The 22,625-nt window shown below is 71.4% G+C and carries 23 protein-coding genes and 1 pseudogene; 15 read left to right on the forward strand and 9 right to left on the reverse strand.

Going from position 1 to position 22,625, the window contains the following annotated elements; all coding sequences use genetic code 11:
- Positions 1 to 12 precede the first annotated feature (12 nt).
- Together AB0O15_RS24560 and AB0O15_RS24565 are read right to left on the reverse strand one after the other, a co-directional pair.
- A complete protein-coding gene (locus AB0O15_RS24560; RefSeq protein WP_364322539.1) occupies positions 13 to 624 on the reverse strand; it encodes a futalosine hydrolase in 612 nt (203 codons plus the stop codon).
- Positions 621 to 2,429, reverse strand: coding sequence for an MFS transporter (locus tag AB0O15_RS24565; protein ID WP_364322541.1), 1,809 nt, complete (start codon positions 2,427 to 2,429; stop codon positions 621 to 623). The genes AB0O15_RS24560 and AB0O15_RS24565 overlap by 4 nt, the downstream gene beginning before the upstream one ends.
- A gap of 95 nt (positions 2,430 to 2,524) precedes the next feature.
- Here AB0O15_RS24565 and AB0O15_RS24570 point away from each other — a divergent pair, with 95 nt between their 5' ends.
- Positions 2,525 to 3,355, forward strand: a complete 831-nt coding sequence (locus AB0O15_RS24570) for a DUF3027 domain-containing protein (protein WP_364322543.1) — start codon at positions 2,525 to 2,527, stop codon at positions 3,353 to 3,355.
- Between the two features lie 9 nt (positions 3,356 to 3,364).
- Here AB0O15_RS24570 and AB0O15_RS24575 read toward each other — a convergent pair whose 3' ends face one another.
- Entirely contained in the window at positions 3,365 to 3,571 is a 207-nt protein-coding gene (locus AB0O15_RS24575; protein ID WP_364322668.1) for a DUF2530 domain-containing protein, read from the reverse strand.
- A gap of 114 nt (positions 3,572 to 3,685) precedes the next feature.
- Here AB0O15_RS24575 and AB0O15_RS24580 point away from each other — a divergent pair, with 114 nt between their 5' ends.
- The 4 genes from AB0O15_RS24580 (at position 3,686) to AB0O15_RS24595 (ending at position 7,805) form a co-directional block, all read left to right on the forward strand.
- On the forward strand, positions 3,686 to 5,161 hold the full coding sequence (locus AB0O15_RS24580) for an NCS2 family permease (protein WP_364322545.1): 1,476 nt from the start codon (positions 3,686 to 3,688) through the stop codon (positions 5,159 to 5,161).
- Between the two features lie 117 nt (positions 5,162 to 5,278).
- Positions 5,279 to 5,725, forward strand: coding sequence for a MarR family transcriptional regulator (locus AB0O15_RS24585; RefSeq protein WP_364322670.1), 447 nt, complete (start codon positions 5,279 to 5,281; stop codon positions 5,723 to 5,725).
- Positions 5,726 to 5,797: 72 nt separating this feature from the next.
- Positions 5,798 to 7,129 carry an MFS transporter gene (locus AB0O15_RS24590; RefSeq protein ID WP_364322547.1) on the forward strand — a complete coding sequence of 444 codons (1,332 nt, stop codon included), beginning with the start codon at positions 5,798 to 5,800 and terminating at the stop codon, positions 7,127 to 7,129.
- Between the two features lie 160 nt (positions 7,130 to 7,289).
- The gene (locus AB0O15_RS24595; protein WP_364322549.1) at positions 7,290 to 7,805 is read left to right on the forward strand and encodes a hypothetical protein; all 516 of its coding nucleotides are present in this window, start codon (positions 7,290 to 7,292) and stop codon (positions 7,803 to 7,805) included.
- Here AB0O15_RS24595 and AB0O15_RS24600 read toward each other — a convergent pair.
- Positions 7,802 to 8,149 carry a MerR family transcriptional regulator gene (locus tag AB0O15_RS24600; protein ID WP_364322551.1) on the reverse strand — a complete coding sequence of 116 codons (348 nt, stop codon included), beginning with the start codon at positions 8,147 to 8,149 and terminating at the stop codon, positions 7,802 to 7,804. The genes AB0O15_RS24595 and AB0O15_RS24600 overlap by 4 nt on opposite strands.
- A gap of 56 nt (positions 8,150 to 8,205) precedes the next feature.
- Here AB0O15_RS24600 and AB0O15_RS24605 point away from each other — a divergent pair, with 56 nt between their 5' ends.
- Positions 8,206 to 9,000 carry a hypothetical protein gene (locus AB0O15_RS24605; RefSeq protein WP_364322553.1) on the forward strand — a complete coding sequence of 265 codons (795 nt, stop codon included), beginning with the start codon at positions 8,206 to 8,208 and terminating at the stop codon, positions 8,998 to 9,000.
- Here AB0O15_RS24605 and AB0O15_RS24610 read toward each other — a convergent pair.
- Positions 8,978 to 10,165: an erythromycin esterase family protein gene (locus AB0O15_RS24610; protein WP_364322555.1), complete on the reverse strand. Its 1,188-nt coding sequence runs from the start codon at positions 10,163 to 10,165 to the stop codon at positions 8,978 to 8,980. The two genes, AB0O15_RS24605 and AB0O15_RS24610, sit on opposite strands and share 23 nt — an antisense overlap.
- 68 nt (positions 10,166 to 10,233) lie before the next feature.
- Here AB0O15_RS24610 and thpR point away from each other — a divergent pair, with 68 nt between their 5' ends.
- Positions 10,234 to 10,752, forward strand: a complete 519-nt coding sequence (gene thpR / locus AB0O15_RS24615) for an RNA 2',3'-cyclic phosphodiesterase (protein ID WP_364322557.1) — start codon at positions 10,234 to 10,236, stop codon at positions 10,750 to 10,752.
- A 22-nt stretch (positions 10,753 to 10,774) separates the two neighbouring features.
- On the opposite strand, the gene sepH is transcribed toward thpR, so the two are convergent.
- The 3 genes from sepH to AB0O15_RS24630 form a co-directional block, all read right to left on the reverse strand.
- Complete coding sequence (sepH, locus tag AB0O15_RS24620; RefSeq protein WP_364322559.1) at positions 10,775 to 11,878, reverse strand: septation protein SepH; 1,104 nt, start codon at positions 11,876 to 11,878, stop codon at positions 10,775 to 10,777.
- A gap of 167 nt (positions 11,879 to 12,045) precedes the next feature.
- A complete protein-coding gene (gene serC / locus AB0O15_RS24625) occupies positions 12,046 to 13,167 on the reverse strand; it encodes a phosphoserine transaminase (RefSeq protein WP_364322561.1) in 1,122 nt (373 codons plus the stop codon).
- 30 nt (positions 13,168 to 13,197) lie between these two features.
- Positions 13,198 to 14,304 (reverse strand): citrate synthase 2, encoded by a 1,107-nt coding sequence (locus AB0O15_RS24630; protein ID WP_364322563.1) that lies wholly within the window; start codon positions 14,302 to 14,304, stop codon positions 13,198 to 13,200.
- Between the two features lie 185 nt (positions 14,305 to 14,489).
- Between AB0O15_RS24630 and pdxH the strand changes: the two genes are divergently transcribed.
- Genes pdxH through AB0O15_RS24665 form a run of 7 tightly spaced genes read left to right on the forward strand, consistent with a single transcriptional unit; the run spans position 14,490 to position 20,205 of the window.
- Positions 14,490 to 15,113 (forward strand): pyridoxamine 5'-phosphate oxidase, encoded by a 624-nt coding sequence (gene pdxH, locus AB0O15_RS24635; protein ID WP_364322672.1) that lies wholly within the window; start codon positions 14,490 to 14,492, stop codon positions 15,111 to 15,113.
- On the forward strand, positions 15,110 to 16,429 hold the full coding sequence (locus AB0O15_RS24640) for an MFS transporter (protein ID WP_364322565.1): 1,320 nt from the start codon (positions 15,110 to 15,112) through the stop codon (positions 16,427 to 16,429). Before pdxH ends, AB0O15_RS24640 begins: the two co-directional genes overlap by 4 nt.
- Positions 16,430 to 16,439: 10 nt before the next feature.
- Complete coding sequence (locus AB0O15_RS24645; RefSeq protein ID WP_364322567.1) at positions 16,440 to 17,369, forward strand: aldose 1-epimerase family protein; 930 nt, start codon at positions 16,440 to 16,442, stop codon at positions 17,367 to 17,369.
- On the forward strand, positions 17,359 to 17,964 hold the full coding sequence (locus tag AB0O15_RS24650; RefSeq protein WP_364322569.1) for a nitroreductase family protein: 606 nt from the start codon (positions 17,359 to 17,361) through the stop codon (positions 17,962 to 17,964). Before AB0O15_RS24645 ends, AB0O15_RS24650 begins: the two co-directional genes overlap by 11 nt.
- A gap of 36 nt (positions 17,965 to 18,000) precedes the next feature.
- A complete protein-coding gene (locus AB0O15_RS24655; protein WP_364322570.1) occupies positions 18,001 to 18,294 on the forward strand; it encodes a type II toxin-antitoxin system VapB family antitoxin in 294 nt (97 codons plus the stop codon).
- On the forward strand, positions 18,291 to 19,460 hold the full coding sequence (locus AB0O15_RS24660; RefSeq protein ID WP_364322572.1) for an acyl-CoA dehydrogenase family protein: 1,170 nt from the start codon (positions 18,291 to 18,293) through the stop codon (positions 19,458 to 19,460). Before AB0O15_RS24655 ends, AB0O15_RS24660 begins: the two co-directional genes overlap by 4 nt.
- A 28-nt stretch (positions 19,461 to 19,488) precedes the next feature.
- A complete protein-coding gene (locus AB0O15_RS24665) occupies positions 19,489 to 20,205 on the forward strand; it encodes a DUF4230 domain-containing protein (protein ID WP_364322574.1) in 717 nt (238 codons plus the stop codon).
- A gap of 16 nt (positions 20,206 to 20,221) precedes the next feature.
- Here AB0O15_RS24665 and AB0O15_RS24670 read toward each other — a convergent pair whose 3' ends face one another.
- On the reverse strand, positions 20,222 to 20,410 hold the full coding sequence (locus AB0O15_RS24670) for a PspC domain-containing protein (RefSeq protein ID WP_364322576.1): 189 nt from the start codon (positions 20,408 to 20,410) through the stop codon (positions 20,222 to 20,224).
- A 146-nt stretch (positions 20,411 to 20,556) separates the two neighbouring features.
- Between AB0O15_RS24670 and AB0O15_RS24675 the strand changes: the two are divergent.
- A pseudogene (locus AB0O15_RS24675) lies at positions 20,557 to 22,537 on the forward strand (CDP-glycerol glycerophosphotransferase family protein).
- The last annotated feature ends 88 nt before the right edge of the window (positions 22,538 to 22,625 follow it).

The raw sequence follows: 22,625 nt of genomic DNA on the forward strand, positions 1-22,625 counted from the left end.
TGGTGGGTGGGTCTACCAGGGGAGGTTGGCTGCGGCTTGAGAGAGGGCGGTCAGGGCCTCCGGCAGGCGCCAGGCTTTGCGGTCTCGGGGGCCGATCAGGTTGGAGATGGTGCGTAGCTCGGCGAATGGCACGCCGGCCTGGGCGGCCGCTGTGGCCACGCCGTGGCCTTCCATCGCCTCGGCCAGCGCCTCGGGATGTGCGCCGGCCAGCCTTTCGGTTGTTTCGGCGGTTCCGGTCACTGTGGTCAGGGTGAGGATGTCGCCGGTCAAGGCCTGGGGCAGGGCGTTCTGCAAGGTCTTGAGGAGGGCCGGGTCGGCCGGCTGGGTGCTGGTGCCGAAGCCCAAGGTGTCGATGGGCAGGAATCCTTCTGGGGACTCGGCGCCCAGGTCGGCGGCGATGGTGCGGGCGCCGAGGATGGTGGCGGCCAGTGCGGCGCGGCCTGGGAAGGCGCCGGCTATGCCGGCGGACAGGACTGCCTCGTACGGCTTGAGGGCCAACCGGCGGGCTGTTCCCGCGGCTGCGGCGGCTGGGCCGGCGCCTACCGCGGCCACGTCGGCTCGGGACAGGCCGGCGCGGATGGCGGCCGCCTCGGGCTCCACGGCCGTGATGATCAGCAGGGTCATCGGTCGTCGTGGTTGGCGCCGTTGCCGTTGGGGCGGTCGGCTGAGCTGGGGCGGTAGACGTGGAAGCCGGGCGGGGCGAGGGCCGGATCGGGCTTGGCCGGAGGCGGTGGGGGCGGAGGCGGCGGGGGTGGGGTTGCTTTTGCCTTGTCCTTGTCCTTGCGTTGCCAGGGGCGGCGTTTCTTGGCCTCGGGCTGGTCGACCAGGGTGGGGTTGAGCTCGGTGTCGGGCTCGGGGCGGCGGGGGTGGTGGCGCACGGTTGTCTCGTCGCCGTGCTGAGGACGGGCGGGGGTTCTCTCGGCGGTTCTGGGGAAGGGGGGCATGGCGTCCTGGCGTGGAGTGACCGTGGGGGCGGTGGGCCAGGGGTCGGCGGGGAGGTTGCCCGTGCTGGGGCGGGCCGTCGGGTGGGGCGGGGCGGACGGGTCCGTCGGTGGCTCGGGGGTGGCGTCGGGGCGGCCGTGCAGGCGTTCGTGGCGCAGGCGGGTGGCTACGAAGGCGGCCCGGATGGCGGCGGCGGTGGCGATGGCGGCGGCCAGGGCCACGCCCAGGCGGCCGGTCAGCGGGATGATGCCGATGGCGCCGCCGATGACCCAGGCGATCATCAGGACGGTCTCGGAGTGGCCGAAGGCGCTGGCGCGGAGGCGCTCGGGGACCCGTTCCTGGATGCTGGCGTCGATCGCCAGCTTCGAGATGCCGCTGAAGGTGGCCGCCACCAGGGCCAGCAGGGCGACCAGGGCCAGGTTGTAGAAGACCAGGGCGATCACCGCGGTGCCGGCCGTGATGGTCAGGCCGGCCGACTGGAGCGCGGCCGGCCGGCGGATCTGCAGCCGGGTGCCGATCGCGGTGGACAGGAAGGTGCCCGTCACCAGGGCGCCGCCGACCAGGGCCACGGCGGCGGCGTCGCCGATGTCGCGGCCGAGCAGGGTGGTGCCGAGCTGGCCGGCCTTGATGGCGAAGGCGAAGTAGAGCAGCAGGAAGCCGTACAGCAGCCGCAGGCAGGCGCTGCCGATCAGGGCGTTGATGACCAGGGCGCCGGACAGCGGGCGGTCCGAGCCGCGGCGGAGGCGGAGGACCGTACGCAGCGGGCGGGGCATCTCTTCGGGCGGGTCGGAGTCGGCCTTGGCCGGCAGGCGCAGGGCGATGACCATGCCGACGACGAAGATGACGCTGGCCACGCGCAGCGACCACTGCGGGCCGAACCAGAACGCGGCCAGGCCGATCGGTGCCACGATGGCGCCGGCGAATGTACCGTAGACACTCGCTCTGGCCCCGACCTGCGACAAGCCGACCCCGGCGGGCAGCAGGCGGGGGACGGCCGCGGATCTCGCCACGCCGTAGGCGCGGGACAGGGCCAGCACGCCGAAGGCGGCGGGGTAGAGGCCGAAGCCGAGCAGGTTGTCGGAGATCACATAGGCCAGGAAGGCCCGGCCCAGCATGGTCGTGGCCAGGGCGTACCGGCGGCCGTGCCGGAAGTGGTCGAGCAGCGGGCCGACCACCGGGGCCAGCAGCGTGAACGGCACCATGGTGATGAGCAGGTAGAGGGCGACCTTGCTGCGGGCCTCGCCGAGCGGCACGTCGAAGAAGATGGTTCCGGCCAGGCCGATGGCGATCAGGGTGTCGCCGGCGACGGACAGCGCGTGCAGGTCGAAGAGCCGGACCATGCCCGCCTCGTTGTTGGCGCCCCGGGCCCGGGCGTCGCCCACCCGGCGGGTCGCCCACGCCCCGCCCCGCACCGACCCACGCACCAGCGCGCGGACGGCGCGGACCCCGGTTGCGAAGGTCTGCCCGAGCGTGGGAAGCAACGGCATGTGAACCATCCTGACTGATCGAAGCGAGAGAGTCGCGCCCCCCGCACATCGAATCCGGGGGAGTCGGTGCGTGGGGAGAGTCCCGGTAGGGGACAATGGGCCACGTGACCACCAGGACCACCGCCCGTGCCGCGAAGCTCGACCAGGTCTGCGCCGATGCCATCGGCGTGGCCAGGGGAGCGATCACCGAGGTCGATGCCGAGGACATCGGTGACCACCTGGAGGCGATCGCCGAGGGCGACCGCGTGGTGACCCACTTCTTCGACAGCCATCTGGCCGGCTACCGGGGCTGGCGGTGGGCGGTGACCGTGACCCGGGTGCCGCGCAGCCGGCACGTGACCGTGTGCGAGACCGTCCTGCTGCCCGGGCCCGACGCGCTGCTGGCGCCCGGCTGGCTGCCCTGGAACGAGCGGCTCCAGCCCGGCGACCTGGGCGTCGGCGACCTGATGCCGACCGCGCCGGACGACGACAGGCTCGCTCAGGGGTACGTGCTGAGCGACGACCCCGCGGTCGAGGAGGTCTCCTGGGAACTCGGCCTGGGCCGGTCCCGGGTGATGTCCCAGGAAGGGCGGATGGAGACCGCCCAGCGCTGGTACGACGGCGAGTCCGGCCCCGAGGCGGCGATCTCGACCGCGGCGCCACGCAACGCCCGCTGCGGCACCTGCGGCTTCTACATGCCGCTGGCCGGGTCGATGCGCGGCATGTTCGGGGTCTGCGGCAATCTCTACGCGCCGGATGACGCCCGGGCGGTCAGCGCCGACCACGGCTGCGGCGCACACTCCGAGACGATGCTGGGCAACGCCGAGGCGCCGGTCGAGGAACTGCCCACGATCTACGACGACTCCGAGGTGGAGGCGGTCGCGGTCAGCCGCCCGCACGGCTCGGTCGAAGAGTCGGAGCCGGCCGAGGACTACGGCCACTCCTGACCCGCGTCGTTACGAGTGCACCTCGAACTGCGGGTGTGACAGGGCCCGCCGGCGCCGCCGGTTGGCGTCGTGGCGCAACATCGTGAGCAGGCCGGGGATGCCCCAGATGAAGCCGGCCACGCAGGTCCACAGCCAGTAGCCGGGCGCGCCGGCCAGCCAGACCACGAGCAGGGCGATCGCGAACAGGGCCATGCCGCCCAGCGCGAACGGCACCATCGGCGGGTCCAGGGGCTCAGGGCGGGGCTTGGTCACGGCGACCAGGGTACGCGGTGGCCGGTTCGTAACATCGGTGATCTTCCTCCGTCACAGACGTTCTGACACGATGCGCCCATGGCCACGAGCACGCCCGAATCAGAAGCGCCGGCATCGCGTACGCCGAAGAGCGGTTTTGATCGGTATTTCGACATCTCCGCGCGCGGATCCACGGTGGGCCGGGAGGTGCGCGGCGGGCTGGCGACGTTCTTCACGATGGCCTACATCGTCGTGCTGAACCCGCTGATCCTGGGCGGCGGTGTGGACGCGGACGGCAACTCGCTGGCGATTCCGGCGCTGGCCGCGGCGACCGCGCTGGTGGCCGGCGTGGTGACCATCCTGATGGGCGTGGTGGGCCGGTTCCCGCTCGCGTTGGCCGCCGGGCTGGGCGTGAACGCGCTGGTGGCGTTCGAGATCGCGCCCGAGATGACCTGGGCCGACGCGATGGGCCTGGTGGTCATCGAGGGCGTGCTGATCGCCATCCTGGTGCTCACCGGGCTGCGGACGATGGTCTTCAAGGCGGTGCCGACCCAGCTCAAGACCGCGATCGGGGTGGGCATCGGCCTGTTCCTGATGATCATCGGGCTGGTCGACGCCGGGTTCGTCCGCCGCATCCCGGACGCCGCCAACACCACGGTGCCGGTCGAGCTGGGCCTCGGCGGCAAGCTGACCACCTGGCCGCTGTTCGTCTTCGTGCTGGGTCTGCTGCTCACCATCGTGCTGTTCGTCCGGAAGGTGCGCGGCGCGATCCTGATCGGCATCCTCGGCACCACCGGGCTGGCCATCGTCGTCGAGGCGATCGCCCACGCCGGCCCGTCCTTCGTGGACGGCAAGCCGAACCCGGGTGGCTGGTCGCTGAACGTGCCGGCGCTGCCCGACAAGATCGTCGACCTGCCCGACCTGTCGCTGCTGGGCAACTTCAACGTCTTCGACTCGTGGAGCCGGGCCGGCTTCCTGGTCGTGATCATGTTCGTCTTCACGCTGCTGATCACCGACTTCTTCGACACGATGGGCACGATGGTCGCGGTCGGCCAGGAGGGCGGGCTGCTCGACGCCGAGGGCATGCCGCCGCGTACCCGCGAGATCCTGCTCGTCGACTCGGTGGCCGCGGCCGCCGGTGGCGCGGCCGGCGTGTCCAGCAACACCTCGTACATCGAGAGCGCCGCCGGTGTGGCCGAGGGCGCCCGCACCGGCGTCGCGAGCTTGGTCACCGGCGGCCTGTTCCTGCTGGCGATGTTCTTCGCGCCGCTGGTCTCGGTGGTGCCGTTCGAGGCCGCGTCGACGGCGCTGGTGCTGGTCGGCTTCCTGATGATCACCGCGGTGCGGCAGATCGACTGGACCGACTACGAGATCGCGATCCCGGCCTTCCTGGCCATCACGCTGATGCCGTTCACGTACTCGATCTCCAACGGGATCGGGGCCGGGATCATCTCGTACGTGGTGATCAAGCTCGCCGTGGGCAAGGCGCGGGAGGTGCATCCGCTGCTCTACGGCGTGGCCGCTATCTTCGTCCTGTACTTCCTCCGCGGCCCGCTGGAGAGCTTGGTGCTCTAGGTCATGTTCCACATTCGCTTTCGGGGCGGGACGACTGGGACTGAATGTGGAACATGTCCTAGGTCACCGCACAACGGATGTCGTTAGCCAAGCTCATTAGCTAGGCTAAACAACGTGATGGAGCGGTCGGTGACCACGGAGCGCGCTACAGCCGATGATCTGGCTGCGACACTGCGTGACGCGATCACCCGGCTCAACCGACGGGTCCGCCAGGCCCGCCCGGTCGGCGACCTCACGTTCAGTCAGCTGTCCGCGCTGACCAGCCTTCAGCTGGCCGGCGCGCTGACTCCTCGTGAGCTGGCCGACGTCGAGCGGGTCCAGCCGCCCACGATGACCAAGATCGTGGGCAAGCTGGAAGAACAAGGACTCGTTGTGCGTACGCCCCACCCCAGCGACGGACGCCAGGTGATCCTGGCGCCCACCGAACAGGGGCGTGCGGTGTACGCACAGTTCGAGCGAGCGCGCAACGAATGGCTGGCCCGGCACCTGGCCGACCTCAGTCCTTCCGACCGCGACACCCTCGCCCGCGCGGCTGAGATCATGCACCAGGTGGCCAAGGCCTGATCGTCGGGCCAGCCTCCGGTCGTTCCGTCACACGACGATGACGCGTACGACCGTTGAGGAGGCGCAACCCGAGTGCGGGCAGTGCTAGGCACGACATTCCGGTCCCTGCAGGTTCGCAACTACCGGCTCTTCGCCACCGGGCAGCTGATCAAGCTGCTGGGCACCTGGATGATGTTCACCGCCCAGGACTGGCTCGTGCTCGACCTGTCCGGCAACTCACCGAAGGCGCTCGGCCTGGTCACCGCCCTGCAGTTCACCCCGGTGCTGCTGCTCACCCTGTGGGGCGGCAAGCTGGCCGACCGGTACGACAAGCGCAAGCTGCTCGTGGCGGCCAACGCCGTGTTCGCGGTCACCGCGATCGTCTTCGCGATCCTGGTCGCCTCCGGCGTCGTGGAGCTGTGGCACGTCTTCCTCTTCGCCGGCCTGCTCGGCACGGCCAGCGCCATCGAGACCCCGGTCCGGCAGGCGTTCGTCTCCGAACTGGTCGAGATGCGGCTGCTGCCGAATGCCCTGGCCCTCTCCGCGGCCACCTTCAACACCGCCCGGATCGGCGGACCGGCGCTGGCCGGTGTGGCCCTGGCCCTGTTCGGCACCGGCCCGGTCTTCGTGATCGCCACCGTGCTCTGCATCGCCCCGACGTTCAGCTACGGCGCGATGCGGGTGACCGAACTGTTCTCGGCGGAACGCCCGGACAAGGGCGCCGACACCAGCATCAAGGACGGCCTGCGCTACGTGCGCCGGCGGCCCGACCTGGTGCTGCCGATCGTGCTGATGGCCGTGATCGGAATGATCGGCTTCAACTTCCCGGTCACCCTGGCCTCGCTGGCGAAGATCGACTTCAAGGCCGGTCCGTCCACGTTCGGGCTGCTCACCACCGCGCTGGCGCTCGGTTCGCTCTGCGGCGCGCTGGCCGGCAGCGGACGGCGGGCCCGGCCCGGGCCGTACCTGGTGGTCTGGGCGGCGATCGGCTTCGGCCTGTTCGAGATCGCGGTCGGGTTCGCGCCCAGCTTCATCGTGGCGATGATCTTGCTGGTGCCGACCGGGTTCTGCTCGATCTACCTGGCCCAGGCGGCCAACCACCGGGTGCAGATGGGCGTCGACTCGGCCTACCGGGGCCGGGTGATGGCCCTCTACGTGCTGGTCTTCCTCGGCACCACGCCGATCGGGGCGTCGCTGGCCGGCTGGTGGGGCGAGCACTACGGGGTGCCGTCGAGCATCTGGGGGGCCGGCGCGGTGTGCGCGGTCGCCGGGGTGGGCGCGCTGGTCTGGCAGTTGCGCTCCAGCGGGGACCGGCTGCGGTTCCGGGTACGCCCACGGCCGTCGCTCTCGCTGGTGCCGATGCCCACCGCCGCCACGGCCGTGCTGAAGCCCGAGCCGATTACCGAGGTCCGCCCCGCCGCCTGAGTCACGGCCCGAGCGGCGGTGAATGCGCTGGTCACCTGACGTTCATCGGGCTTTCACCGTCCTCTGTGGTTGTTCGCAGAGTGGGACGGAGAATGGGATGGCACGGCGGCTCGGCCGAACAGTCGAAGTGTCAGCGGCGGCGGGAACATAGCGTCGCTTGGTGATGACTCCGCACACCGTGGTGCTCATGGCAGCGCTGACCGCGTTGTTTGGTCTGACGTGTGCACTGTTCAAGATGATCCGCTCCGCCGAGGGCCAGGCCCTCCGCCGGGCCTGGGCGCAGCGTGCCCGATGGGACCGCGCCCGGCTGAACCGGCTCGAGCGAGGCTTCATGGCCCTCGCCGAGGCCGAGTGCGCCGGCCTGGACGCCGCCGGTGGCCCGTCCTGCCGATGTGGCCCGGTGTCGTCGTTCAACCCGCTGCCGGCCTTCGACCAGATGCTGGGCGAGCTGCGGCGCCTCGACCGCCAGCGGCTGGGCGGGGTGACGCAACAGTCCGAGCAGTGGGCGCAGGCGGTGGTCGGCGCCTACGACCGCTGGCTCCAGGTCGCCTGCACCTACCTGTCGGTCTCACACCACCTGTCCTGCCTGACCGACAGCCTGGACCGCGAGATCGAACGCGTCCGGGTCGAGGCCGAGCTGGTGGCGGCCGGCCTGCCGCCGATCCGGCCCAGCTAGACGTTCTCGTTCAAAAAGCTGGTCAGCGCGTCCCTGGTCCGCTCCAGGTGAATGACACGGGCGGCAACGTCGTCGCGGATGCCGGCGACGCGCTCGACCACGCCCTGGCAGACGGCCTGGTCGACCTTCCCGCCGGTGGTGCAGGGCAGCACCGTGCGGATCAGGTCGCTCGGGAACCCGAGGTCGAGCAGCGAGCGGATGGTCAGCACGGTGATCACCGACCCGTCGTCGTAGTCGCGGTAGCCGTTGGGCCGGCGTACCGCCGTGATCAGGCCCTGCTGTTCGTAATAGCGCAGGGAACGGGGGCTGACGCCGGTCTTCGCGCTCAGCTGGCTGATCATCATCGGCGGCCGTCCTCAACGCTTGACCTTGACACGATGTCAAAGTTTAGCGTCGTCCCATGATCGTTGACAGCGTCGAGGTGGCCGGCCGGAAGCGCACCTTCACCCTGGTGGGGGCGCCCGGAGCGGCCGACCTGATCCTGGTCTTCCACGGGTCCAAGCAGACCGGCGCCAAGCATCGGGCGTTCACCGGCGGGATCTACGACGCGCTCGCCGGCGACGGGACCGCGGTCGCCTACCTCGATGGCTACCGCGGCAACTGGAACGACGCCCGGCGGGAGAGCTCCTTCCCGGCCCGGCTCGCGAACATCGACGACGTCGGGTTCACCCGGGCCGTGATCGATCAGCTGGGAGCGAGCCGGGTCTTCGGGGTCGGCTACTCCAACGGCGGGCAGATGGTGATGCGGCTCCTCCACGAGACGCCCTCGCTGCTCTCCGGCGCCGCCGTCATCGGGGCGACCATGCCGGCGCCCGCGAACTTCCTCCTGCCGGGAACGGCGCCGGCGCCCGTGCCGATGCTGCTCATCCACGGCACCAAGGACCCGATCGTCGCGTACGAGGGCGGCGAGATGAGATGGCTGCTGCGCAAGTTCTTCCGGGTCGGCGGGCCGATGCGGTCGATGCCGGAGACGGCGCGCTACTTCGCGGAACGCAACGGCGTCGCCGGCGAACCGGTCACCACGACGCTGCCGGGGACGTCGGTGGAGCGCGCGGAATGGCCCTCGGTCGTGCTCTACACCCTGCACGGGGCCGGGCACACCGTCCCCGGCCCGGCCGACGCGCCCCGCATCCTCGGCCCGACGAACCACGACGTCAACGCCGCAGACCTGGTCAGGAGCGCGTTGCTGGGGTGATCTTGGGGAGGGCGGCGATCAGGTCGAAGGCGTGCGCCACGGGAACGTCCAGGTACCCATCCATCACGCGGAGACGCTGGGGGCCGAAGCCGGCCGCCCGGCGCAACGGGCGCAGGTCGGTCACCCGGTCGCCGTGCGGCAGCGTACGCAGATAGGCCTCGACGCTGCCCTCGGCCGGGTCGGGGAGGTCGACGCTGACCAGGTCGACGCCACCCGGCGAGTCGGGGTTGGCGCGGCGGCTCGGGGTGCTCCCGCCGTCGCAGGTCAGGGCCACGGCCACGTAGGCGTCACCCAGGGCGTCGGCCAGATGGACGCCGGCCACCGGCAGCTCGTACTGGTCGAGGCGCATCGGGACGCGCTGGAGGTGAGTGTTGGCGGCCAGCAGGACCATCCGCCCGCCCGCGCGGTCGAGCAGGCGCAGGGCGGTGTCGGCCATGGCGGCATCACGGACGTTCACCACGGTGGGGATGCCGGCCTCGGCGGCCTCGGTCTGCGTACGCAGCATCTGGTCGAGCCGCACGGCCAGCCGCAGCTCGTGCCGCGTGGTCTCGTACCGGTCGGCGCCGGTGCGGCGGACATAGAGCGGGCGCATCGCGTCGAAGCGGGCGCTCAGCCCGGCCAGCAGCAGGGTCAGGTGGTTGCGGTCGGCCGACTCCATGGCCCGGTACGCGGCGAAGGCGGCCATCGTGTGCGGTCCGGCGAACCGCTCGGCCAGCCGCCGGGCCTGACCGATCAGCGCCGACCCGTCCGGGTCCACGTCGAACAGGTAGCCGTCCAGGCTGTCCAGCGGCGGGAGCAGCGACGCCAGATCGGCGGGCAGATCGAGACCGGCGTACGTGACGCTGCCGCCGCCCTCGTTGACGTCGCGCATCCAGGTCAGGAAGTCGTGCATCTCGGGGTACTCGCCGAAGCGGTAGGTCATGCCCTCGGCGGCCACCTCGGCCACCGGCGCCTCGCCGCCATGGGTCCAGCGGTTGACGAGCAGGCCCTCACTGAACCCGGACTCGACCGTGACCAGCGTGAAGCCCAGGTCTTCGACCAGGAGCCGGGTCATCTCGTGGCGCACCACGGTGTATTCCCGGACATAGTGGGAAGACTCGCCAAGGCCGACGATCCGGGCGTCGCCCACCAGGTCGCGGAAGGACGTCAGGTCGAGCGAATGCAACGAACCCTCCTGAAGGGCCGACGTCCCGGGTGGAACGCCGCGAAGATTACCGGGTTAGGGTCACGCTCGTGCGACTGTTTGTTGCCCTGTTCCCGCCCGAAGATGTCCGCGACGAGTTGCGTCGGCACCTGCGCGACGCGATGACCAGGCCGGTCCGGCTGACCGCGGTCGAACGGTGGCACATCACGATGGCGTTCCTCGGCGAGAATCCCGACGAGGAACTGCCCGAGATCTCGCAGGCGGTCGGTGCGGCGGCGGCCGGCGGCGGGCCGATCCGGCTGCGGCTGGCGGGCGGCGGGAACTTCGGAACCGCGCTCTGGGCCGGGGTGGACGGCGACCTGCCGGCGCTCTTCCGGCTCCGCGCCCGGTTGCCGCTCGGCAACGGACCGTTCACGCCCCATCTGACCGTGTCCTACCGGGATCACGCCGAGGTGCGGGCGGCGCTGAACGCCTACGCGGGGCCACCCTGGACCGCCAGCGAGCTGGTGCTGGTACACAGCCGGCATGCCGAAGGGCTCGGCTACGACCGGGTCAGCGCCTGGCCGCTCCAGCCTGACCCGTGCGATGGGCGGGTCGCTCAGGCTTGACCCGCGCGCAGGGCGGGTTGCGCTAGCTTGACTCGCGGGCGGCCGGGCCGCCGCCGAAGAGGACGTCGTCCCAGCTTGGCAGGCGCTTGCGGGGCTTCTGCTCGCCGGACTCGTCGGTGGTGGCCGAGTTCTGCTGCTGACCGCCCTGGCCCACCGTGCGGCGAGGCCGCAGCACCGCCAGGGACGGCACGGCCGGCACCTCCTTGGGCAGGTCGGAGTCTTCGTCGAAGGCGGAACCGGCGCCGCTGCCGAGCAGCGCCGCGGCGCCACCGGCGACCGGGCGGCGGGGCGTGTCGGACGGGACCGCGTCGAGGCCGCGGCCGGTGGCCGGGTTGAGCGGGCGGTCGAGGGAGGCCAGCAGGGCGTCGCGGCCGGCGCGGATCGGGTCGCGTGAGGGGCGCGAGGGCTCGTTGCCCGACGAGGGCAGGCCGTGGCCGCCGCGGGCGGGCTCGACCGAGCGGGTCGGGCCGGGCAGGCCGTGGCCGCGGTCGGCACTGCGCTCGGGGGCCGGCTCTTGACCGAGGATCTGGGTCGGCCGCTCGGCGCACAGGTATTGCGCCATGTCGTCGTGGGGCGACACGACCTGGCGAGCCTTGTCGAGGTCCCACACCGCCTGGGCGGTGGCCTTGCCGGACGGCCAGGTGGCGATGATCCGCCAGGTGCCGTCGTCGCGGCGGTAGGCGTCCCAGGAGATCTTCTCGGCGTCGATGCCGTGCTGGGCCAGCCGGCTGTCGACGACCTCGGCCAGCGGGGCGCCCGTGTCGGAGGTCTTCAGCCGGGTGCGGCGGGCGTGCTGGGCGAGCATGGCCCGCTCCTGCAGCACCGGGCCGGCGTAGCGGAGTACCCGGTCGACCGGCACACCGGCGATGCGGGCGACGTCTTCGGCCGACTCACCGGACCGGATGCGGGACTGGATGTCGCGCGGGGACAGCACCGCCATCGAGTGTTCGGTTGTGGCCAGGGCGACGGCCGAACCGGCGCCCGAGGTCGGGTGGGGGTGTGGGCCCTCGACGATGGCACCGTTGATGCGGTCGTCGATCGGCAGGGCGAGGAGCCGGCCGACCTCGTCGGCGAGCACCAGCGCCTGGCCGTCCTCGGAGAGAGCGACGAAGCGTACCGGCCGCATGCGTTGCCTCCGTCTCGTCGCTCGCTGGCCTGCTGCCTCCCGAGACTCGGTCACCCGGGCGCATTTGAGGAACACGCTACGCGCCCCGGTCACCCGATGGGGGTAAGCCACGCCGGGCGAGTCGTTGAGCAGCAGAGATGATCTTCGTGGTAGTCCGTGGCGGAAATTCAGAGCCGTTCGACAACATAGTCGACGCACCTGGTGAGCGCCTCGACGTCGGCGGGGTCGACCGTGGGGTAGAGGGCCACCCGGAGCTGGTTGCGGCCGAGCTTGCGGTAGGGCTCGGTGTCCACGATGCCGTTCGCCCGCAGGACCTTGGCGATCGCCGCGGCGTCGACCCCGTCGGCGAAGTCGATGGTGGCGACGACGTTCGAGCGCACGGCCGGGTCGGTGACGAACGGCGTGGCGAACTCGGACCGGTCGGCCCAGCCGTAGATCGCCGCCGCGCTCTCCGCGCTGCGCTTGGCCGACCAGGCCAGACCGCCCTGCGCGTTCATCCACTCGGTCTGCTCGGCGGCCAGGAAGACGGTGGCCAGCGCGGGCGTGTTGTACGTCTGGTCGAGCCGGCTCTGCTCGATGGCCGTGACCAGGTCGAGGAACTGGGGGATGTAGCGCCCGGACGCCTTGATCTCGGCCGCCCGGTCGAGCGCGGCCGGCGACAGCAGCGCGATCCACAGCCCGCCGTCCGAGCCGAACGCCTTCTGCGGCGCGAAGTAGTAGGCATCGGTCTGGGTGAGGTCGACGTCGAGGCCGCCCGCGCCCGAGGTGGCGTCGGTCAGCACCAGCGCGCCCGGGTCGGCCCCGGCCGGCCGCCGCACCGGCACGGCCACGCCGGTCGAGGTCTCGTTGTGGACGCTCGCGTACGTGTCCACCCCCGGCTCCGCCGCCAGGAACGCGGCCTGCCCGCCGGGCGCCTGCCGGACCGACGGCGCGGCCAGGAACGGCGCGTCCGCGACGGCCTTGCGGAACTTGCCGCCGAACTCGCCGAACTCGGCCAGCTGGGCCCGGTCGCGGATCAGCCCGAACGCCGCGGTTTCCCAGAACGCGCTGGTCCCGCCGTTGGAGAGGACCACCTCGTAGCCGGCCGGCGCGGTGAAGAACTCGGCGATCGACCGGCGCAGCCGGGCCACCTGGTCCTTGACCGTGCGCTGCCGGTGTGAGGTGCCCAGGTAGGTGCGCGAGACCGCGGCCAGCGCCTCGACCCCCTCGGGACGGACCTTGCTCGGCCCGGAGCCGAACCGTCCGTCGACCGGCCTGAGGTCGTCGGGAATGCGGATCGCGTCGGTCACCTGGGGATCCTTCCGGCGGGGGGATGGCCGCTATGCATTATGCGGGACCCGGTCCCACCCCTCCACGTCCTGCGGCTTGCGGGTGGCCGGTCCCACGTAGAGGGCCGAGGGGCGGACCAGGCGGCCGAGCTTCTTCTGCTCCATGATGTGCGCGCTCCAGCCGGCCACCCGGGCGCAGGTGAACATCGACGTGAACATGTGGGACGGCACCTCGGCGAAGTCGAGCACCACGGCCGACCAGAACTCCACGTTGGTCGCCAGCACCCGGTCGGGCTTGCGGGCCTTGAGCTCGGCCAGGGCGGCCCGCTCGAGCGCCTCGGCCACCTCGAAGCGCGGCGCGCCCAGTTCCTTGGCCGTGCGCCGGAGCACCCGGGCGCGTGGGTCCTCGGCGCGGTAGACCCGGTGGCCGAAGCCCATCAGCCGCTCGCCGCGGTCGAGCACACCCCGCACGTACCCCTCGGCGTCGCCGCTGCGTTCGACGCCCTCGATCATGTGCAGCACGCGGGACGGCGCGCCGCCGTGCAGCGGGCCGGAGAGCGCGCCGATGCCGGAGGAGATGCACGCGGCCACGTCGGCGCCGGTCGAGGCGACCACCCGCGCGGTGAACGTGGACGCGTTCATGCCGTGTTCGGCGGCCGAGATGAAGTAGGCGTCGACGGCCTTGACGTGACGCGGGTCGGGCTCGCCGCGCCAGCGCCGCATGAACCGCTCGACCACGGTCTGCGCCTTGTCGATGTCTTTCTGGGGCACGGCCGGAAGACCCAGCCCGCGCGCCGCCTGGGCCACGAACGACAGCGCGGTGACCGACACCCGGGCCAGGTCGGAGCGGGCCTGGTCGTCGGTGATGTCGAGGAGCTGGCTGAGCCCCCAGTACGGCGCCAGCATGGCCACCGCGGACTGCACGTCGACCCGGATGTCGCCGGAGTGCACCGGCACCGGGAACGGCTCGGCCGGCGGTAGCCCCGGACCGAACCGGCCGTCGACCAGCAGCGCCCAGACGTTGCCGAAGGACACCTGGCCGATCAGGTCTTCGATGTCGACGCCGCGGTAGCGCAGCGAGCCACCGGCCTTGTCGGGTTCCGCGATCTCGGTCTCGAAGGCGACCACACCCTCGAGGCCAGGCTTGAAGTCGGTCACGTCGCCTCCCGGAGCTTGGGACCCGTAAGTGATTCATCTTGCCCGCTGGGTAACCGGCGGGCGACCCGGCGCGAATGTGCTCTCCGCGACATCCATCCTGACGGACCTGACGGATCACGGGTGGCGACTTAGGTTCATAAGTGATTATCGAGAGGGGCCAGAGGGTGACCGCGGAACCGGCCGGGATGCGTCGTGACTACACCGAGCACGGCGAACTGCTCGAGGACGACCTCGCCGACGGCTGGCCGGCGCAGTTCGCGGCCTGGTTCGCCGAGGCCCGCGCGTGGGGTCTGCCCGAGCCGAACGCGATGATCGTCGCCACCGCCGACGCCGGGGCCCGGCCGAGCGCCCGGACGGTCCTGCTCAAGGGCTACGACGAGCGCGGCTTCGTGTTCTACACCAACTACGAGTCGCGCAAGGGCACCGAGGCGGCCGTCAACCCGTACGCCAGCCTGGTCTTTCCGTGGTTTCCGATGCAGCGGCAGGTGCTGGTCGCGGGGGCGGTCGAGCGGGTGAGCCGGTCCGAGACCGAGACCTATTTCGCGTCCCGGCCGCGCGGCTCGCAACTCGGCGCCTGGGCCAGCCCGCAGTCCCAGGTGCTCGATTCAAGGGCTCGGGTCGATGAGGGGTACGAGGAGGCGGCCGAGCGCTTCGCCGACAGCCCGGTGCCCCCGCCGCCGCACTGGGGTGGCCTGCGGGTCGTTCCGGACACCGTCGAGTTCTGGCAGGGCCGGACGAGCCGGCTGCACGACCGCTTGCGTTACCGGCGGGACGGCGCGACCTGGGTGATCGAACGGCTCGCACCGTGACTCAGGAGCCCGTCGAGGCCACCGAACGGGCGACCCGCAGCTGGGTGATCGACACGCGGCCGCTGCGCGGGCTGGCGTACCGCCGGATGTGGATCGGCAACGGCGCCAGCTTCTTCGGTTTCCAGTTCACCTCGGTCGCGGTGCCGGTCGAGATGTTCGACATCACCCGGTCGTCGGCCTGGGTCGGCCTGCTCGGGGTGGCCGGCCTGGTGCCGCTGCTGATCTTCGGGCTGTGGGGCGGCGCGGCGGCCGACGTGGTCGACCGCCGCAAGCTGCTGCTCGCCAGCTCGGCGCTGACCTGGCTGTCCACGCTGGGCTTCCTGCTCCAGGCGGTCATGCGGGTGCACAGCCCGGTCGTGCTGCTGGTGCTGATGGCGGTGCAGTCGGCCGGGTTCGCGATCAGCTCGCCGGCCCGGCAGGCGATCATCCCGCGGATCGTCCCGGTCCATCTGGTGCCGGCCGCGAACACGCTGGGCTACACGACGACCACGGCCGGCGGGGTGCTCGGGCCGCTGGCGGCGGGGCTGATCTTCGGGGCGTACTCGACCGACCGCGGCGTGGTCCTGGCCTACGCGGTGGACGCGCTGCTGTTCACGGTGACGTTCTGGGCCACCTGGCGGCTGCCACCGATCCCACCGGTCGAACACGTCGAGGGCGAGGAGAAGCCGAACGCCGGGCTGCGCGGCATCGCCACCGGGCTCCGGTTCCTGGCCACCCAGCCGGTGCTGCTGCTCTCCTTCGCGGTCGACATCGTGGCGATGGTGCTGGCCATGCCGCGGGCGCTGTTCCCGGAGATCGCCGAGGACCGGTTCGGCGGCGGGTCGGCGGTCGGCTGGCTGTTCGCCGCGATCGCGATCGGCTCGGTGATCGGCGGGCTCACCTCGGGCTGGATCAGCAAGGTCCGGCGGCAGGGGGTGGCGCTGGTCATCGCCGTGGTCGGCTGGGGCGTGGCGGTCGGCTTCGCCGGGTTCGCCCGGCAGCTCTGGCTGATGGTGCTGCTCCTCGCCGTGGGCGGCGCGGCCGATCTGGTCAGCGCGGTCTACCGGCAGTCGATCCTGCAGGTCTTCGCGCCCGACCGGCTGCGTGGGCGGTTGCAGGGGGTGTTCACGGTCGTGGTGGCCGGCGGGCCCCGGCTGGGCGACCTGAGGTCGGGCGCCACCGCCGATCTGACCGGTCCGACCGCGTCCTGGGCGGGTGGCGGATTCGCGGCCGCGGGCGTGGCGATCGCGCTGGCCCTGGCCTTCCCGGCGCTGCTGCGCTACCGGCCTCCGGCCGAGGACGAGGGACGCGACGATACCGGCCAGGCGACCCGCTAATGTCCAACCCATGACAAGCGTCGTACGGGCGAGATCGGGCACCCAGTGGACCATCGAGGCGGACGGTCACCAGGCCGTGCTCGCCGAGGTCGGTGGCGTGCTGCGGGTGTACCGCGCCGGTGACCGCGAGGTGCTCGACGGCTTCGGCCCGGACGAGATCTCGCCGGCCTCGGCCGGGCAGATCCTGGCCCCCTGGCCCAACCGGATCCGCGACGGGCACTACTCGTTCCAGGGGACCAGCCACCAGCTCGCGATCACCGAGCCGCCCCGCAACGTGGCGATCCACGGCCTGACCAACTGGTCGCGGTGGCATGTCGCCGAGCAGTCGGCCGGCGCCGTCACGCTGGAGTTCGACCTTCCGCCCCAGGTCGGTTACCCCTGGTCGCTGCTGCTGCGCACCCGCTGGAGCGTGAGCGCCGACGGCCTGCGGTGCGAGCAGGAGGTGCGGAACACCGGCGACGCGGACGCGCCGTGGGGCTACTCGGTGCACCCCTACCTGCAGCTGGCCGGCGTCGCGGTCGACGACATCCTGCTGCACGTGCCGGGCCACACCCGGGTGCTGGCCGACCAGCGGCTGCTGCCGATCGGCGCGGTCAAGGTGACCGGCAGCGAGTACGACTTCACCGAGCCCCGCCGGGTCGGCGACGTGGTGCTGGACACCACCTTCGGCGACATCGACCACGGTCCGGACGGCGGCTCGGCGGTGACCATCGCGGCGCCGGACGGTTCGGCCTCGGTCGAGGTCTGGGCCGACGAGAACTTCAAGTGGTGGCAGGTGTTCTCCGGGGACACCCTGACCGGCGAGCGGTTCCGCCGGTCGCTGGCGATCGAGCCGATGACCTGCCCGCCGGACGCGTTCCGCTCGGGCCGCGACCTGATCGTGCTCGCGCCGGGCCAGACCTGGTCGGCGACCTGGGGCATCCGGCCGCATGGAGTTTGACGAGGTCCTCCGCCGGCGCAGGATGGTCCGCAACTACGACCCGGACCGCCCGATCCCGGCCGGGGTACGCGACAAGCTGCTGGCGCACGCGCTCCGGGCGCCGTCGGCGGGCTTCTCCCAGGGCTGGGGTTTCCTGGTGCTGGAGGAGCCGGCCGACCGTGAACTCTACTGGTCGGTCACCCGGTGGGACGAAGATCTCCCGGACGACTGGCTGACCCGGATGAGCCGGGCGCCGCTGATCATCGTGCCGATGTCCAACAAGTCGGTCTATCTCGATCGGTACGCCCAGTCGGACAAGGGCTGGACCGATCGTGACGAGGCCCACTGGCCGGTGCCCTACTGGGACATCGACACCGGGTTCGCCGCGCTGCTGATCCACCTGAGCGCGGTCGACCAGGGTCTGGCCTCCTGTTTCATCGGTCTGCCGGCCGGATCGCACCCGGCGTTCCGGGAGGCGTTCGGCGTGCCGGCCGAGTTCACGCCGATCGGCGCGCTCACTGTCGGCTACCGCGCGGCCGACAAGAGGTCACCGTCACTACGCCGGGGTCACCGCCCGGTCGACGAAGTGGTGCATCATGGCCGGTGGACTGGGTAAGGCCGGAAAGGCAGGGTCGGAAGGGAGCGTGCCGTCGTGATCTTCAAAGGCGTCCGGGACGGAGCTCCGTACCCCGACCACAACACGACGCTGAAGGACTGGGCCGAGATCCCGCCCCGACCCATCCGTCTGGCCGACCTGATCACCACGAAACGCGAGCTCGCGCTGGACAAGCTGCTGGCTGAGGACTCGACGTTCTACGGTGACCTGTTCCCACACGTCGTGGAGTACCGCGGCTCGCTCTACCTGGAGGACGGCCTGCACCGGGCCCTCCGGGCGGCGCTCCAGCAGCGCAACCAGATCCACGCCCGGGTGCTGGTCGTGCCATGACCGCCCCGCTCGATCTTCTCGACCTGAGCGAGCTGCTCAGCGACGAGGAGCGCGACATCCGCGACCTGGTCCGCCGGGTCGCCGACGACCGGGTCCGCCCGCAGGTCGCCGAGTGGTACGAGCAGGGCACGGCTCCGGTCCGCGACCTGGCCCGCGAGTTCGGCAAGCTCGGCCTGCTCGGCATGCATCTGGAGGGGTACGGCTGCGCCGGCGCCTCGGCCGTGCAGTACGGCCTGGCCTGCATGGAGCTCGAGGCGGCCGACTCCGGCGTGCGTTCGCTGGTCAGCGTGCAGGGCTCGCTGGCGATGTTCGCTCTTCACGCCTATGGATCGGACGAGCAGAAGCAGCGGTGGCTGCCCGGCATGGCGGCCGGCGAGCTGATCGGCTGCTTCGGGCTGACCGAGCCCGACCACGGTTCCGACCCGGCCAACATGTCCACCCGGGCCCGCCGCGACGGCGACGACTGGGTCCTCACCGGCGGCAAGATGTGGATCACCAACGCGCCGGTGGCCGACGTGGCGGTGATCTGGGCCCGGGCCGACGAGGGTGTGTACGGCTTCGCGGTGCCGGCCGACACGCCCGGGTTCGCCGCCCGCGAGATCCGGCACAAGATGTCGCTGCGTGCGTCCAGCACCGGCGAGATCACCCTCGACGAGGTACGCCTGCCCGAGTCGGCCCGCCTGCCCGGGGCGCGCGGCCTGAAGGCGCCGCTCTCCTGCCTGACCGAGGCGCGATTCGGCATCATCTGGGGCGCTCTGGGCGCGGCTCGTGACTGCCTGCACACGGCCATCGACTATGCGACGAGCCGCGAGCAGTTCGGCCGGCCGATCGCCGGCTTCCAGCTGACCCAGGCCAAGCTGGCCGACATGGCCGTTGAGCTGCAGAAGGGCTTCCTGCTGGCGCTCCACCTGGGCCGGCGCCGGGACGCGGCCGGGGCCCTGCGCCCCGAGCAGGTGAGCGTGGGCAAGCTCAACAACGTCCGCGAGGCGATCGCGATCGCGCGGCAGTGCCGGACGATCCTCGGCGGCAACGGGATCTCCGGCGAATACCCGGTGATGCGGCACGCCAACAACCTCGAGAGCGTGCTCACGTACGAGGGAACCTCGGAGATCCACCAGCTGGTGATCGGCCAGGCATTGACGGGTCTGAACGCGTTCGCGGGCTAAATGGCCCGATCGGCCTTACCGTGAAGACATGGCTGAGGTAGAGGAAACCACCCGCGAGTTTCCGCCCGTCGAGCCGCCGGACCCGACGCCGGTCGAGCGCCGGCGCGGCGGCCTGCGTGTTCTCGCCTTCACCGGCGTGGTCTTCGCCGTGCTCATCGGGCTGTGTTTCGGGATGCGGGCGCTCAACGTGCTGCCCGGTTTCGACAACCCGTTCGACGACCAGGAGACCGACCGCAGCCAGCCGGTGCTGCTCCAGTCGATGCGCGACCTGAGCCGGTACGTGGCCGCCGACGGCACCTTCCAGGTCATCGTCGACCTGCAGCAGAACAAGGAGAACATCCCGGACTTCCTGATCAACCAGCGCACGCTGTTCGTCGGGTCGGGCACGGTCGAGGCCTACGTGGACTTCGGCACGCTGGCCGACGGCGCGCTGGTCGTGGACGAGAAGAACAAGTCCGTGCGGATCACGCTGCCGCCGCCGCAGTTGTCGCAGGCGGCGCTCGACATGGAACGCAGCTATGTGGTGGCCGAGGAGCGTGGTCTGCTCAACCGGATCGGCGACGCCTTCAAGGCCGACCCGAACAAGCAGCAGCGGGTCTACCAGGAGGCGCAGAAGCGGATCACCGAGGCCGCCCGGGGCAGCGAACTGGACGAGCGGGCGAGGGAGAACACCCAGAAGATGCTGGAGTCTCTCCTCACCCGGCTCGGCTACACCTCGGTCACGGTCACCTTCGGCAGCCCCTGACGGCCGGCCGCCGGCGTCAGACCTCCTGCGGCAGCATGACCCAGAGGATGATGTAGATCAGGATCTGCGGGCCGGGAAGCAGGCAGGAGAGCACGAAGATCAGGCGCATGATGTTGCTGGAGATGCCGAAGCGGCGGGCCAGGCCGGAGCACACACCGGCGATCCAGCGGTCGTTCCGGGGGCGGGACAGGCGGCGGGTCGTCACGGCAACTCACTCCTTCGGATCGGCCGCGGCGCGGTGCCGCGACCTCCTTCCACGGTAGGAATCCCGGGCGCGTCCCGCCTCGGGTGAACCCCGTAGATCTGGACACGGGGGTTCCCTGATGTGCGGACTTGCTAACCTCGGCTCCGATGACGCTGCTCAGCGTGGTGCTTCCAGTACACAGAGTGCAGGGCTATCTGGCCGAATGCCTCGACTCGCTGCTCGGCCCAGCCGGCGCCGACCTGGAGATCGTCGCGGTCGACGACGGCTCGCCGGACGGCAGCGGCGCCATCCTCGCCACCTACGCCGGGCGTGATCCCCGGGTCCGGGTGCTGACCCTGCCGGCCAACGTCGGCCTGGGCCGGGCCCGCAACACCGGGCTGGACGCGGCCCTCGGCGACTACGTGTGGTTCGTGGACAGCGACGACCGGGTGGCGCCCGGCGCGCTGGGCGCGATCGCCCGCCGGCTCCGGGACGCCGACCCCGACGTGCTCTTCGTCGGGTTCGACCGGGTGCACTGGGACGGACGGGTCGAGCCGGGGTCGGGGCGGGACGTCCTGGCGGCGGCGCCGGAGGGCTTCACCGCCGAGGCGTACCCCGAGATCCTCGACGTTCTGCACGTGGCCTGGAACAAGGTGGTGCGGCGGGAGCTGCTGGTCAAGCGGGAGATCCGGTTCGCGCCGGGCTGGTACGAGGACGTCTCGTTCACCTACCCGCTGCTGGCCGTGGCCGAGCGGATCAGCGTGCTGCCGCGGGTGTGCGTGCACTACCGGCAGCGGCGGACCGGGGCGATCACCCGGACCCTGGACGATCGCCACTTCCAGGTCTTCGACCAGTGGGCCGACGCGCTGGCCGCGGTGTCCGAGCACGCCGGCCCGGACCTGCGGGGGCGGCTGGTCCGCCGGATGGTCTGGCACGGCCTGGTCGTGCTGGCCAACCCCGAGCGGGTGCCGCGCCGGTCGCGGCGACGATTCTTCGCCCGGCTCCACGACGAGGTGGTGCGGCAGGGGAGCTACCCGCGGCCCGGCGGTGGCGAGGGCGTCCGGCACCGGCTCGTGGCGCGCGGCCACTGGCCGGCCTATCGGGCGTACGACCTGATGGCGGCCGTGGCACACCGGGTGGCCGCGCTCCGGGGGCGGGCCGGGAAGGCGCGGCAGGCCGTCTACCGCGGCTACTACCGGTTCCACCTGCGGCGGCCGATCGATCCGCGGCTCGCCGTGTACGCCGCGTACTGGTACCGCGGGGTCGCCTGCAACCCGGCCGCCATCGCGGCCGCCGCCGAGCGCCTCCGGCCCGACATCCGCGGCGTCTGGGTGGTCAGCCGGGGTGCGGTGGCGTCGCTGAACGCACCACGGCACGCCGCTCAAGAAGATGGGCCTGGACCAGGTCGAGCATCCGGCCGGCGCGATGAACACCGACTTCGCGGCGCAGATGGCCCGGGCCGACCGCTGGGACTTCAGCCTCTCGGCCAACGCGCATACCACCGCGGCCTGGGCGCGGGCCTATCCGGCCCGGCACGAGACCCTCGAGGTGGGCTATCCGCGCAACGATCGCTTGGCGGTGGTCACGGCGGGCGAGATCGCGGGGGTACGCGCGAAGCTCGGCCTGGCGGCGGACGACCGCGTCGTGCTGTACGCCCCCACGCACCGCGAGTGGAAGCCGCCGGGCACGCCCGTCCTGGACGTCGAGGACCTGGCCGAGCGGCTGGGACCGGGGACGGTGCTGCTGGTGCGGTCGCACTACTTCCACGCTTCGGTGTGGTCGTCCTCGGGGCGGGTGGTGGACGTGTCGGCGTACCCGGTGGTGGAGGACCTCTATCTGGCCGCCGACGTTCTCATAACGGACTATTCATCGGCGATGTTCGACTACGCGGTGCTGGACCGCCCGGTGGTGATCTTCGCGCCGGACTGGGCCGCCTATCGCGAGGTGCGCGGAGTTTATTTCGATCTGCTGGCACAACCTCCCGGATCGGTCGCAGTGACGTATTCGGAACTTTTGGCGACTATGCGATCGGAGTCCTATTCGGACCCGGAGGCGACCGCGGCAAGGGCGGCGTTCCGTGCGCGCTTCTGTGCCCTGGACGACGGACACGCGGCGGAACGGGTGGTTCAGCGGGTCATGCCTCCGTAGTCAAGTGATCACACTGGGCAAATGGAACGTTCGACCGATGGTTGAACGTCTATATCGCTGGTCACAGTGGTCGCGATCGCAGACCGTC

The organism is Actinoplanes sp. NPDC089786 (assembly GCF_040684855.1).
Lineage (GTDB): Bacteria > Actinomycetota > Actinomycetes > Mycobacteriales > Micromonosporaceae > Actinoplanes.